Below are 13,619 nucleotides of genomic sequence, written 5' to 3' on the forward strand. Positions count from 1 at the left end.
CGATGTTCCGCACCTGGCTGGTCAGGGTCGAGGCGAGCTGGTTGACGTTCTCGGTGAGGTCACGCCACGTACCCGAGACGCCCTTGACCTGGGCCTGACCACCCAGCTTGCCCTCGGTACCCACCTCACGCGCCACCCGCGTCACCTCGTCGGCGAACGACGACAACTGGTCGACCATCGTGTTGACAGTGGACTTCAGCTCCAGGATCTCGCCCCGGGCGTCCACAGTGATCTTCTGCGACAGGTCACCCTTGGCGACGGCGGTCGACACCTGCGCGATGTTCCGCACCTGCGCGGTCAGGTTCGACGCCATCGAGTTCACGTTGTCGGTCAGGTCGCGCCAGGTGCCGGCGACACCGCGCACCTGCGCCTGGCCGCCCAGCTTCCCCTCGGTACCCACCTCGCGCGCCACGCGCGTCACCTCGTCGGCGAACGACGAGAGCTGGTCCACCATCGTGTTGACAGTGGACTTCAGCTCCAGGATCTCGCCCCGGGCGTCCACAGTGATCTTCTGCGACAGGTCACCCTTCGCCACCGCGGTGGTGACCGACGCGATGTTCCGCACCTGGCTGGTCAGGTTCGACGCCATCGAGTTCACGTTGTCGGTCAGGTCACGCCACGTACCCGAGACGCCCTTGACCTGGGCCTGACCACCCAGCTTGCCCTCGGTACCCACCTCGCGCGCCACGCGCGTCACCTCGTCGGCGAACGACGAGAGCTGGTCCACCATCGTGTTGACCGTGTTCTTCAGCTCCAGGATCTCGCCCTGCGCGTCCACGGTGATCTTCTGACCCAGGTCGCCCTTGGCGACAGCCGTGGAGACCTGGGAGATGTTGCGGACCTGGCTGGTCAGGTTGCCGGCGAGCTGGTTGACGTTCTCGGTGAGGTCGCGCCAGGTGCCGGAGACGCCGCGCACCTGCGCCTGGCCGCCCAGCTTGCCCTCGATGCCCACCTCACGGGCCACCCGCGTCACCTCGTCGGCGAACGACGAGAGCTGGTCCACCATCGTGTTCACGGTGTCCTTCAGCTCCAGGATCTCGCCCTGGGCGGCCACCGTGATCTTCTGCGACAGGTCACCCTTCGCCACAGCGGTCGACACCTGGGCGATGTTGCGCACCTGCGCGGTCAGGTTCGACGCCATCGAGTTGACGTTGTCGGTCAGATCCTTCCACGTGCCCGCCACGCCCGGCACCTCGGCCTGGCCGCCCAGCTTGCCCTCGGTGCCCACCTCACGGGCCACCCGGGTCACCTGCTCGGCGAACAGCCGCAGCGTGTCGGTGAGCGAGTTCATCGTGTCGGCCAGCTCGGCCACCTCGCCGCGCGCCCCGACCGTGATCTTCTGCGACAGGTCGCCCTTCGCGACGGCCGTCGCCACCTGGGAGATCGACCGCACCTGCCCGGTGAGGTTCGACGCCATGGTGTTCACCGAGTCGGTGAGGTCCTTCCAGGTGCCGGCCACCCCGCGCACGTCGGCCTGGCCGCCCAGCTTGCCCTCGGTGCCCACCTCGCGGGCCACCCGGGTCACCTCGTCGGCGAACGACGAGAGCTGGTCCACCATCGTGTTCACGGTCCGGCCGATGCGCAGGTACTCACCGCGCAGCGGACGACCGTCGATCTCCAGCGCCATGTGCTGGGAGAGGTCGCCGTCGGCCACCGCCACGATGACCCGGGCGATCTCGGTGGTCGGGCGGCCCAGGTCGTCGATGAGCGAGTTGACCGCCCGCTGCCCCTCCGCCCACGAGCCGTCCAGGCCCTCGTCGTCCAGGCGCTCGGTGAGCCGGCCGTCGCGGCCGACGATCCGGCTGATCCGCCGCAGGTCCAGGTGCTGCCGTTCCTGCAACGACACCACGTCGTTGAAGGCGTCGGCGACCTCACCGGGCAGACCCGCCCGCCGGGGCAGGCGCACCCGGAGATCACCGCGCCCCACCCGGCGCAACGCCTCGACCAGTTCACCGAGGAGCACCTCGTGGTCGGACGCGGACGGGTCCGCGGTCAGCGACTGATTCACCGTGGCCATCGTTCCTCGCTCCGCTCGGGCTCGTGCGGTCACACGGGCCATCCCATCATTGTGCCGCGCGATCCGTCGAGGTCACCGCGTGTGATCGCGCGTCACGTGCGGTATCAACCCGGGTGGTGGGTTCGCCGGGACGCTTGGCACCCGGGGTGGGCGCGGTGGAGGATACGAAGGTGTCAGCGGAGGCAGGGCCGGCCAGCGGCGGCGCGGACGAGCGCGTCCGCCGGGTCCGCCTCCCCGCCGACCGCCGCACCCCCGCCGCGGCCCGCGCGCTGGTGCGCACCATGCTGCTCGAAGCGCGGCTGCCCGAACTGCTGAACGAGGCGCTGCTGCTCACCACCGAGCTGACCACCAACGCCGTCGAACACGCGCGTACCGAACTGGACATCGAGGTCGACACCGACCGCACCGGCCTCACCGTGACCGTCACCGACTTCGCCTCCGGCCCGGTCGACGAGCTGATCGTCGGTGTGCGCAACACCACGTCCGACATCACCGAGGTGGCCACCAGAGGGCGCGGGCTGCTGCTCGTCGACCACTTCTCCAGCCGGTGGGGCACGACCTACCTGCCCACCGGCAAGGGCGTCTGGTTCCGCCTGGACCGGCCCGGCCCCGGCGGGTCCGCCCGGCCGTCGGCCGGCCCGCTGCGCGTCGCCGAACCGGACCGGAACGGCGACGGTACGCCGAGCGCCGCAGCCATGAGCGACCTGATGCAGCTCACCCCCGACGCGTACGCCGACGAGCCGCTGCCCGAGTTCGCCACCGGGCTGCTGACCCGGGTCGCCGAGATGGTGGGCGCCGCCGGTGGCACGGTCCGGCTGGACCGGGGCGACGGACTCGGCACCCAGGTCTTCGCCCGGTACGGCCGCCCACCGCGCGAGGGCAACGAACTGCTGCGCGTACCGCTGGCGGTGCACCGCCCGTACTCCGGCGAGCTGGAGCTGGACGCGGCGCCCTCGGCGTACGCCCGGCCACTCGCCGTACTGGCCGCCGAACGGCTGTCGCTGCACCTGGAGAACGACCGGCTGCGCCGCGCCGACGTACGCCGCTCCACCTGGCTGACGTTCCTGGCCGAGGCCAGTGAACTGCTCGCCCAGTCGCTCGACGTCGAACTGACCATGGCGCTCGTCCCGCAGCTCGTGGTGCCCCGGCTCGGCCAGTGGTGCGCCGTGCACACCACCGACGAGTGGGGCCGGCTGCGCCTCGCCGCGTCCAGCCACGCCGACGAGGCGATGCTGCCGCAACTGCACCGGATCCTCCAGGAGACCGGCCCCGACTCGATCCAGTCCCGGCTGCGCGAGGCGTCCCGCAACGCCGCCCAGGTGCCGCTCGGCGGGCCGATGGAGGGCTTCGCCGTACCGTTGATCGCCCGTGGCCAGCGGCTCGGCACCCTCGCCGTGGGCCGGCACCAGCGGCAGCGGCACGACCCGGACGAGGTGTCGGTGCTGGAGGACGTGGCCCGCCGCGCCGCCCTCGCCATCGAGAACGCCCGCATCCACGCCGAGCGCCGCCGGGTCGCCCAGACGCTCCAGCAGTCGCTGCTGCCGCCGGTCCTCCCGGTGGTCGAGAGCATCGGCTTCGCCGCCGAGTACGTCCCGACCGGCGACGACGCGGAGGTCGGCGGCGACTTCTACGACGTGCTCCCGCTGCCGGACGGCCGGTGGCTCGTGGTGGTCGGCGACGTATCCGGCAAGGGCGTGCAGGCCGCCGCCGTGACCGGGCTGGTCCGGGACGTGATCCGGGTGCTCGTCGGCGACGGCAAGCCGCTGCCCGAGGTGCTCGGCCGGCTCAACGAGACGCTCGTCGAGCGCGGCGGCGGACGCTACTGCACGCTGGCGCTGGCGGCCGTCGCACCCGGCGACGGCGACCAGCTCGACGTCTCGCTGCACCTGGCCGGCCACGACCGCCCGGTGCTGCTGCACGGCGGTGGCGGCGCGACGTTCGTCGGGGCCGGCGGTACGGCGCTGGGCCTGCTCGACACGATCACCACGCCGACCGCCGAGCTGACGCTCAAGCCCGGCGACGCGCTGATCTTCTACACCGACGGGGTCACCGAGCGGCGGCGCGGACGGGAGCTGTTCGGCACCGACCGGCTGCGCGAGTCGGCGGCGCCGCTGGCCGGGTACTCGGCCGACGTGGTGGCCGCCCGGCTGCGCGCCGCCACCATCGCCTTCTCGGTCGAGCCCCCACGCGACGACATAGCCATCCTGGTCCTCCGAAACGACACCCCCTAACCCCCGCCCTCCCGACCCGGGCGGACGCCCCGTGCCCGGGCGGGACGCCCCGTCGATCATGAAGTTGGCCGCTCAATTCGCCCGTTTCCTCCCCGTCAACTTCATGATCAACCCACTCCGGCACGCCAGGGGCGCCTCGGGTGCCCGTCGTCGCGCTTCAGGTCGCTCCCGTCGCGCTTCAGGTCGCCCTTCGGCGGTGATCAAGGAGTTTGTGTTCTCCGGGGGCGCGAAATCTGACGCAAAGTCCTTGATCACCGGGGAGAGGCAGGGCGGGGACGAGAGGCGGAGACGCGGGTGGCATCGAGGGTGGGGGCGGGAAAGGGCGCTAGGCGGGTGAGGGCTGGTCAGAGGCCTCCGGGGAGGCGGCCGGGGGCTAGGCGGTGGTGTGGGTCCAGGTGGGCCTTGGCGCTGCGCAGGCGCGGCAACGTGGGCAGCTCGCCCCAGAGGTCCACGGCACGGCGTACCGGCGCGGGCGCGGCCACCACGACGCACCGGCCCCGCCGGGCGATCAGCACACTGCGGACCGCGGTGAGGATCGAGGCGACCCGTTCGGGCGGCAGCGCGCCGGAAAGGGCGGCGTGGACGGTGCCCGAGCCGGCCGAGCCGCGTACCGGCACCGGGCTGCCGGTGGCGTCGCGCAACGCGTAGACGGCGGCGTGCAGGTCGTTGATCGGCACCTCGATGCGCAGCGCGGTGTCGCCGGGCGCGAACGGGTAACGCCCCCACCATTCCGGCGCGTGGTGGCTGATCATCGCCTCGGAGCCGAGGACGGCGGTGAGCCGTTCGGCCCGCTCGGTCACGTCGGCCGGGCCGCCTTCCAGCAGCACCACCAGGCTGCCCGCCGCGGGGCGCCCGGTCACGGCGGGATGGTCGGGACGGTTGATCACCGACGGGTGCGTAGCCGGGATACGACGCCGGGGCAGCGGCACCGGCACCGGCAGGTCCAGTTCGACAGCGGCCGGATCGACGCCCGCGGCCAGTACGGCCCGGACCAGGTCGTGCACCTCCAGCGGCGTCCACACCGGGCGGGAGATCCAGAGCCGGCCGGCCGGCACGGCGTGCACCCGCATGGTGGCCGAGACCAGCACACCGAGCCCGCCCTGCGAGCCGCAGAGCAGCCGGGCCACGTCGAGCCCGGGCACCTCGCCCCGCCCGAGGATCGCGTCCCCGCCACCGCGACCCGGATCTCCGCCGGCACCGCCCGCCGGACCGCCGGCACCCCAGCCCGCACCAGCCGCCGGATCTCCGACACGCCAGCGGACACCGCCCGCCAGATCTCCGGCATCCCAGCCGCGGCCGTCCGCCAGACCGCCGGCACCCCAGCCGGGACCGTCCGCCGCACCGGCAGGCCCGGAGCCGGCACCGCCACCACCATCGCCCGTCGGACCGCGCCCGCCCGGTCGGCCACCGCCACTGCCCGGGGTGGCCCGGCCGAGCGCCTCCGTGCCGGACTCGCCGACGCTCACCAACTCGCCGTCGGCGTCGAGGTAGCGCACCCCGACGAGCTGGGCGCACGGGCTGCCGTGCCGGTGACGCAGCGGACCGGACTCGTCGGCGGCGAGCACCCCGCCGAGCGTCGCACCCGGCGAGGGCGCGTCGACCGGCAGCCGCCGGTTGGTGCGCGCGAGCGTGGCCTGGACCGCGCGCAGCGGCGTGCCGGCGCCGATCTCGGCCACCGCCGCGTCGCGCGGCTCGTGCCAGACCCCGGCGAGGCGGCCGGTGTCGAGCATGATGTCCACCTGGGCCGGGGCGGCACCCCAGTCGATCTTCGTGCCGGCGCCGCGGGGCACCACTGTCAGGTCGTGCGCGGCGGCCAGCCGCAACACCTCCGCCGCGGCGTGCGGGCCGCCCGGCACGGCCACCCATCGGGCGGTACGGCCGGCCACCTCGTCGGCCGGGCCGGCGAAGCGGGCGAACGGGTCACCGCAGATCGCGGCCAGCTTCCGGGTGATGTCGAGGGCTTCGAGTCGGTCGATGGAACGTGCCGCATCCGCCATGGCGGTTATCGTACACATGTTCGAAAGACCTGGCGGCGAGTCGCGGGATTCGGCCGGCGGGCGAGCCCGGCGGCGGCCCGGCGACCGGTAACGTGGCGCCGTGACCGAAACCCCACCGCCCGTCGCCAAGCGCGTCCCGACCGAGCGCGTCCATCACGGTGACACAGTCCTCGACGAGTACGCCTGGCTCGCCGCCAAGGACGACCCGGACACGATCGCGTACCTGGACGCCGAGAACGCGTACACCGAGGCGCGCACCGCCCACCTGGCCGGGCTGCGCGCGGAGCTGTTCGAGGAGACGCGCCGGCGCACCCAGGAGACCGACCTGTCGGTGCCGACCCGCAAGGACGGCTACTGGTACTACACCCGCACGGTCGAGGGTCAGCAGTACGGCGTGCACTGCCGGCGCGCGGTCCGGCCGGGCGAGACGGCGCCCCCGGTCAGCGCGGACGGCGCCCCGCTCGACGGCGAGGAGGTGCTGCTCGACGGCAACCAGCTCGCCGAGGGGCACGACTTCTTCTCGCTCGGCGCGTTCGACGTCAGCCCGGACGGGCGCTGGCTGGCCTACTCCACCGACTTCTCCGGCGACGAGCGGTTCACGCTGCGGATCAAGGATCTGACCACCGGCGAGTCGCTGCCGGACGAGGTGCCGGACACGTTCTACGGCACGGCCTGGTCCAGCGACGCGTCCACGCTGTTCTACGTGACCGTGGACGAGGCGTGGCGGCCGAACCGGGTCTGGCGGCACACCGTCGGCACGGCGTCCACCGAGGACGTGGTGGTGTACCAGGAGGACGACGAGCGGTTCTGGGTCGGTGTCGAGCTGACCCGCTCGGAGCGCTTCGTGGTCATCGACATCCACAGCAAGATCACCAGCGAGGTGTGGGTGATCCCGGCGTCCAACCCGACCGGCGAGCCCGCCGTCGTGGCCCCGCGGCGTCAGGGCATCGAGTACGCGGTGGAGCACCACGGCCACCGCTTCCTGATCCTGCACAACGACGGCGCGGAGGACTTCGCGCTGGCGTACACCTCGGCGGACGCGCCGGGCGAGTGGGAGCCGCTGATCCCGCACACCCCGGGCACTCGGCTGGAGGCGGTCGACGCGTTCGAGAACCACCTCGTGGTGTCGCTGCGCGCCAACGGCCTGACCGGCCTGCGGGTGCTGCCGGTGGGCAGTGACGACAGCTGGGACATCGACTTCCCCGAGCCGATCTACAGCGTGGGGCTGGACGCGAACCCGGAGTACCGCACGAACGAGGTCCGTCTGCGCTACACCTCGCTCGTCACCCCGGACTCGGTCTACGACTACGACCTGGTCACCCGCGAGCTGACGCTGCGCCGGCAGAAGCCGGTCCGTCCCGGGCCGGACGGGCGCGCGTACGACCCGGCCGACTACGAGCAGCACCGCGACTGGGCGCTCGCCGACGACGGCACCCGCGTACCGATCTCGCTCGTCTGCCGCCGCGAGACCCCGCGCGACGGCTCGGCGCCCGCCGTCATCTACGGCTACGGCTCGTACGAGGCGAGCATGGACCCGTGGTTCTCGATCGCCCGGCTGAGCCTGCTCGACCGCGGCGTCATCTTCGCGGTGGCGCACATCCGGGGCGGCGGTGAGCTGGGCCGTCGCTGGTACGACGAGGGCAAGCTGCTGGCCAAGAAGAACACGTTCACCGACTTCGTGGCCTGCGCCCGGCACCTGGTGAAGGCGGGCTGGACGGCGAGCGACCGGCTGGTCGCCCGGGGCGCCTCGGCCGGCGGCCTGCTGATGGGCGCGGTGGCGAACCTCGCCCCGGACGCGTTCGCCGGGATCGTCGCGCAGGTGCCGTTCGTGGACGCGCTCACCTCGATCCTCGACCCGTCGCTGCCGTTGACGGTCACGGAGTGGGAGGAGTGGGGCAACCCGCTCGACGACCCCGAGGTCTACGCGTACATGAAGTCGTACACGCCGTACGAGAACGTCACCACCGCCGACTACCCGGCGATCCTGGCGGTGACCAGCCTCAACGACACCCGCGTGCTCTACCACGAGCCGGCCAAGTGGATCGCCCGGCTGCGGTCGCTCGCGCCGGCCGGCGACTACCTGCTCAAGACCGAGATGGGCGCGGGCCACGGCGGCCCGAGCGGCCGGTACGACTCCTGGCGCGAGGAGGCGTTCGTGAACGCCTGGATCCTCGACCGCGTCGGCCGGGCCTGACCCGTTCCGGAGCAGATGAGCGACGAGGAGCAGCCGGGCCGGCGTGCGCCGGCCTGGCTGCTCCTCGTGGTGGTCGCCGGTGCGCTCGTGGTCTGCTGCTGTTCGACGGTGATCGGGCTGGCCGTCGCCGGCTCCGCCGGCCTGCTCGGCCGCTGACCGGTCAGGTGCTGCGCAGTTCCTCCACCGAGGTCGCGGCGCGCAGGAACAGCAGGCCGGCCACGACCGTGCACAGCACCGCCGCCAGCCCGCCCACCGCGAGCCAGGCCAGCTGATCCCACGGTACGTCCGGCGGGACGGTCGTCTTCGGCACCCATTCGATACGGGTGTACCGCGGCGCGGTGGCCGGGTCGCCGCACAGCTCCGTACCGGCGTCGCAGATCGTTCGCGCGAAGCCACCGTTGCTCGGTGCCGGCATGACGCCCCGGACCAGCAGGTAGCCGACCGTCAGCGCGAGCCCGATCGCGGGTACGGCGGGGGCGAGCGCGGCCCAGAGCAGTGACCGGCCGATGGTGGCGCGTGGTACGCCGGTCGCCACCTGCGCCGCGTACGCCCGTCGCCGGCTGGTGATCCCCTCGACCACGGCCACGAGCAGCCCACCGCCGGCGATCGCCATCGCCACCACTACCGCGAGGTCGACCAGGTCCATCGCGCCGAGGAAGAAGTCCGGGTCGGCCAGTCCGGAGCCGGTGCGGCGGGTCACCTCGGCCTGGGCCTGGAAGTCGGCGCGCAGCGCCGCGGCACCGGCGCCGAAGATCAGCGCGGCCAGCAACGCGGCGAAGGTGCGGCTGCCGGCCCACGGGTCGGCGGCCAGCCGGCGGGCGGCGAGCAGGGCGGCCGGGCCGCGTCCGTGCCGGTGCAGCAGCCGCCCGGTCTGGTACGAGATCCAGCCGGTGCCCGAGACGACGCCGATCATCGCGGTCAGCCCGCCGACGACCAGCAGCGTCGGCACCAGCCAGTCGGGTGCCACGACGCCACGCCGCTCGTACCAGAGCAGGAGCGGGCGGATCGCGGCGAACATCGCCAGTGCGGCGAGGATGAGCACGCCCGGCCACGGCCAGGGCGCCCGGGTGCGGACCCTGCGCACGACGCCGAACGGGGTGGTGGCGACCCGCCGCAGCAGCAACGCGCTCACCAGCGCGGCGGCCAGCGGCAGGCCGAGCACGACGGCGGCCACCGCCACCGGGGCCGGATGCACGTCGGTGGGCAGCGGCAGCCGCCCGTCCGCGTCGGGCCGGTGCAGCAGCCGGCGTCCGGCCAGGAAGACGGCCAGGCCGACGAGGGTGCCGATCAGGCTCACCACGCCGGTCTCGGCGACCGCGACCCGGGTGACCTGCCCGGGGGTGGCACCGGCCAGCCGGAGCGCGGCCAGCCGCCGGTCCCGGCCGGGCGCGCCGAGGCGGGCGCACTGCCCGGCCAGCCCCAGCACCGGTACGCAGAGCAGCAGCAACGCGAGCGCGACGCCGGGGCGCAGGCCGGGTTCCCGGAGCAGGGCGTTTGTGTACTGCTCGGACTGCGTCCAGGCATGGCCGGGCGGCTTGACCACCGACAGCACTGTCAGCGCGGCCAGCCCGGCCAGTGTCGCGAGCGCGGCGCTCACCGCGGTGAGCGCCACCCGTGCGATGTCGGTGCGGGTGCCCGCCAGCACGAGTCGCAGCAGCGTGCCCGGCCTCACCGTGACCCGCCCGGCAGCGCCGGGTCGAGCCCGAGCCCGGTGTGGTCGACCATGCCGTCGCGCAGGCTCACCTCCCGGTCCGCGTACGCGGCGATGCGCGGCTCGTGCGTCACCAGCACGACTGTGGTGCGCTGCTCGCGGGCCAGCCGGACCAGTTGGGTGAGCACCTGCTCGCCGGCCAGCGTGTCGAGCGCGCCGGTCGGCTCGTCGGCGAAGATCACCCGTGGTTCGGTGACGAGCGCCCGGGACATCGCGCAGCGTTGCTGCTGCCCGCCGGACATCTCACCGGGCCGGGCGTCGGCGACGTCGGCCACGCCGAGCCGGTCCAGCCAGGCCAGCGCCGCGGTCCGTGCCGCTCGCCGCCCCGTGCCGGCGAGCAACAGCGGAAGTGCGACGTTCTCCGCGGCGGTCAGCTCGGCGACGAGCTGACCGAACTGGAACAGCACCCCGAATTCCGTACGGCGCAGCCGCGAGCGGGCCGCCTCCGACCACGTGTCGATCCGTTCCCCGCGCCAGGTCACCTGACCGGCGTCGGGACGCAGGATGCCGGCGAGGCAGTGCAGCAGCGTGGACTTGCCACAGCCGCTCGGGCCGGTGACCGCGAGGATCTCGCCTTCGGCCACGTCGAGCGTCACACCCCGCAGCGCGGGTGTGTGACCGTATGCGCGGACGACTCCGCGCGCTTGCAGGAACGTCACGAGCGCACCTCCCGGTGCCAGTCGGCGACCCGGTCCAGGGTGGTGTGCAGCCACCGGAGATCGGCGTCGAGGTGGGCGATGGCGAAGTCGGCGGCGACCACCTCGTCGAGGCGGGCGCCGGGGGCCGTCTTGAGCGCGGTCAGTTCGCGCAGCCGTTGCGTGTGCGCCTGCCGCTGCGCGATCAGGTAGGCGCGGGCCTGGTCGACGTCGGCCACCAGGAGCGCGACCACCACCTTCGCGAAGAGCGTGCTGGCCACGTACGGCATCGGCGGCTCGACGGTGCCGAGCCAGTGGTCCAGCGCCGCCCGCCCGTCGTCGGTGAGCGCGTACGAGGTGCGGTCGGGGCCGCCCTCGCGGGTCTGGCCGGCCGTGGCCACGAGGCCGTCGCGGCACAGACGCGCCAGTGTCGCGTAGACCTGCCCGAAGGCGAGCGGACGGGCGCGGGGCAGCCGCTCGTCGTGCGCGCGCTTCAGCTCGTAGCCGTGGCGTGGGCCTGCGGCGAGCAGCCCGAGCAGGACGTGCGATGTGGACACGGCCCTACTATTCGCTGAGTGAATAGCGGTGTCAAGAACGGCCCGCGCGGCGTACCACGCGGGCCGTCCGGATTCAGCGGGTCCAGGCCGGGTCGCGCCCGGCCCGGCCGAGCAGCGCGTCCATGCTGTCCGGTGCCGCGTCGGTGGGCACCGGCGGGCCGAACGCGCCCATCTTCTGCCCCGTGTCGCCCATCCGGTCCATGAACTCGTGCCCCGCCGCCACCACCGCGCGGTCCACGGTCAGATCCTGGCCGGTGGCCCGCGCCAGATCCCATCCGTGGATGGTGAGGTCGATCAGGGCCATCAGGCCGACCGTCTCCTGCGGCAGTCCCATGCCCGGCGAGACACCCTCCTGCGTGGACGGATCGGACCACGCCTCGGTCAGCCGGGCCGCCTCGGTCGCGAACCGGTCCCGCCAGCCATCGGTCAGGTGATCGGTCTTGCCGGACCAGTCGACCTCCTCCCGGCGGGCCAGCGCCTGGAAGTTGACCACCACGTCGAACAGGTGACCGAGCAGGTCGCGCACGGTGTAGTCGGGACAGGGGGTAGGCAGGACGAGCTGGTCGTCGGAGATGCCGCGCACCATCGCGGCCGTACGCGGCGCCGCGACGGCGAGCAGTTCACTGGTCTTCGTAGTCATCGGGCCAGCCTATGAGGACTGTCGCGAGGAAACGGGACACGAACCGGCGGGGTCCGGTTCCGGCACCGGCCGGCCGCCCCGGCGACCGCGCCGGTCGCTCAGCGACGGCGGACCGCCACCACCGCGACGTCGTCCTGGATCTCCGGCGGCGCCAGCTCGACGAGCAGCCGCCGGCAGAAGTCGTCCAGGTCGTCGTCGACCCGGGTGGCGGCCACCCCGAGCGCCGCCATGCCGTCGTCGATCGTGGCGTCCCGCCGCTCGATCAGCCCGTCGGTGTAGAGCACGAGGGTCGCCCCGGCCGGCAGCACGAACTCCAGGTCCGGCGGGCGCGGCGCGCGCACGCCGAGCAGCGGCGCGGACTGCGTCACGAACTCGACCCGCCCGTCCCGGCTCAGCAACGCGGGCAGGTGCCCGGCGCTGGCCAACCGCACCAGCCCGGTCGGCGGGTGGAGCAGCAGCACACAGATGGTGGCCAGCTCGGTCGGCAGCAGGGTGCGCATCAGCTCGTTGACCCGGTCCAGGATCACGCCCGGCTGGTGCCCCTCGACCGCGTACGCCCGCACCGCGTGCCGCAGCTCGGCCATCACCGTGGCGGCGTGCAGCGAGTGCCCGGCCACGTCGCCGATCGCCACCAGCAGGTGCCCGTCGAGCATCACCAGCTCGTAGAAGTCGCCGCCCACCTCGGTCTGCGCGCTCGCCGGCTCGTACCGGACGGCCAGGTCCAGGCCGTTCACGTCGGGTAGCCGCTGCGGCAGCAGGCTGCGCTGCAACGTCACCGCGATCCGGTGCTCCTCGTCGAAGGACCGCTGCGCCTCCACCGCCGAGGCGACCGCCTGGGCGAGCTGCACCAGCACCGGCGTGCGTACGGTCTGGGTGGCGGTCGGCACCACCACGTAGAGCGGGGCCCGGTCCTCGCGCAGCCGGGACGCGGCCACCGTCACGGTGTCGCCGTCCGGCCAGCCCGCCACCGCCCAGTTGGCCGGCTCGTCGACCCGTACCCGGGTGCCGATCGGCACTCCGGTGTCGTCCACCACCCACGGCACGATCCGGGCCGGCGTGTGCGGGTCGGCCGCCACCCCGGCCAGGCAGTCCCCGTCGAACGTCTCGGCGACCACCGCCGCCGGGGCCTTGAAGATCCGCGCCGCGCCGCTCGCGGCGGCCTCCAGCAGCCGGACGAAGTTCGGCGTCGCGTGCATCTCCACAGTGGCGTCGGCGAGCGCGGCGAGCCGCTCGGCGAGCTGCTCGGCCCGCAGCCGGGCCTGGTAGTAGCGCAGCACCGCGTGGGCGGTGGCGACCAGTTCCTCCGGCTCGATCGGCTCGGTCAGGTAGGCGTCCGCGCCCCGGGTGAGACCCTGCGCCCGGTCGACCACGTCGACCGCGTGCGCGGAGACGTGGATGACCGGGATGTACGGGTACTCCTCCTTGATCCGCTCGCACACCTCGAAGCCGCTCATGTCGGGCAGCCGCACGTCGAGCACCACGAGGTCGACGTGCTCCCGGGCCACCCGGTCCAGCGCCGCCGTGCCGTTCTCGGCCTCGACGGTGACGAAGCCGGCCCGGGTGAGCCAGTTGACCAGCAGGTATCGCTTGGGGCCGCTGTCGTCGACCACAAGCACGGTCACCGGCCCGCTGTCCAC

At 73.5% G+C, this 13,619-nt stretch carries 10 protein-coding genes; 3 read left to right on the forward strand and 7 right to left on the reverse strand.

The features are described 5' to 3' along the window. Positions 1–2,017: HAMP domain-containing protein (locus M8C11_RS19960; protein ID WP_252451911.1), on the reverse strand; the 2,017-nt coding region annotated here is incomplete at its 3' end. Between the two features lie 170 nt (positions 2,018–2,187). On the opposite strand from M8C11_RS19960, the gene M8C11_RS19965 reads away from it, so the two are divergent. After that, complete coding sequence (locus M8C11_RS19965) at positions 2,188–4,248, forward strand: SpoIIE family protein phosphatase (protein WP_252451913.1); 2,061 nt, start codon at positions 2,188–2,190, stop codon at positions 4,246–4,248. 344 nt (positions 4,249–4,592) lie between these two features. Here M8C11_RS19965 and M8C11_RS19970 read toward each other — a convergent pair whose 3' ends face one another. Next, positions 4,593–6,245 (reverse strand): FAD-binding oxidoreductase, encoded by a 1,653-nt coding sequence (locus tag M8C11_RS19970; protein ID WP_252451915.1) that lies wholly within the window; start codon positions 6,243–6,245, stop codon positions 4,593–4,595. Positions 6,246–6,345: 100 nt separating this feature from the next. Here M8C11_RS19970 and M8C11_RS19975 point away from each other — a divergent pair, with 100 nt between their 5' ends. Then, on the forward strand, positions 6,346–8,439 hold the full coding sequence (locus M8C11_RS19975) for a S9 family peptidase (RefSeq protein ID WP_252451917.1): 2,094 nt from the start codon (positions 6,346–6,348) through the stop codon (positions 8,437–8,439). Positions 8,440–8,454: 15 nt separating this feature from the next. Beyond that, positions 8,455–8,595, forward strand: coding sequence for a hypothetical protein (locus M8C11_RS19980; RefSeq protein WP_252451919.1), 141 nt, complete (start codon positions 8,455–8,457; stop codon positions 8,593–8,595). A gap of 4 nt (positions 8,596–8,599) precedes the next feature. Here M8C11_RS19980 and M8C11_RS19985 read toward each other — a convergent pair whose 3' ends face one another. From M8C11_RS19985 to M8C11_RS20005, 5 genes are all read right to left on the reverse strand, one after another. Continuing rightward, positions 8,600–10,111, reverse strand: coding sequence for an FtsX-like permease family protein (locus tag M8C11_RS19985; RefSeq protein WP_252451921.1), 1,512 nt, complete (start codon positions 10,109–10,111; stop codon positions 8,600–8,602). Then, positions 10,108–10,809 carry an ABC transporter ATP-binding protein gene (locus tag M8C11_RS19990; RefSeq protein ID WP_091414312.1) on the reverse strand — a complete coding sequence of 234 codons (702 nt, stop codon included), beginning with the start codon at positions 10,807–10,809 and terminating at the stop codon, positions 10,108–10,110. Before M8C11_RS19990 ends, M8C11_RS19985 begins: the two co-directional genes overlap by 4 nt. Continuing rightward, a complete protein-coding gene (locus tag M8C11_RS19995; protein WP_120572135.1) occupies positions 10,806–11,342 on the reverse strand; it encodes a PadR family transcriptional regulator in 537 nt (178 codons plus the stop codon). The genes M8C11_RS19990 and M8C11_RS19995 overlap by 4 nt, the downstream gene beginning before the upstream one ends. A 73-nt stretch (positions 11,343–11,415) precedes the next feature. Beyond that, the gene (locus M8C11_RS20000) at positions 11,416–11,982 is read right to left on the reverse strand and encodes a TIGR03086 family metal-binding protein (protein WP_252451923.1); all 567 of its coding nucleotides are present in this window, start codon (positions 11,980–11,982) and stop codon (positions 11,416–11,418) included. Positions 11,983–12,080: 98 nt separating this feature from the next. Further along, complete coding sequence (locus tag M8C11_RS20005) at positions 12,081–13,619, reverse strand: SpoIIE family protein phosphatase (RefSeq protein ID WP_252451925.1); 1,539 nt, start codon at positions 13,617–13,619, stop codon at positions 12,081–12,083.

The sequence above is a fragment of the Micromonospora sp. CPM1 genome (genome assembly GCF_023896895.1).
Classification (GTDB): domain Bacteria; phylum Actinomycetota; class Actinomycetes; order Mycobacteriales; family Micromonosporaceae; genus Micromonospora; species Micromonospora tulbaghiae.

Coding starts and splice junctions, on each gene's coding strand:
- M8C11_RS19970 (WP_252451915.1), bottom strand. CDS start 6,245: ATGGCGGATGCGGCACGTTCCATCGACCGACTCGAAGCCCTCGACATC.
- M8C11_RS20000 (WP_252451923.1), bottom strand. CDS start 11,982: ATGACTACGAAGACCAGTGAACTGCTCGCCGTCGCGGCGCCGCGTACG.
- M8C11_RS19980 (WP_252451919.1), top strand. CDS start 8,455: ATGAGCGACGAGGAGCAGCCGGGCCGGCGTGCGCCGGCCTGGCTGCTC.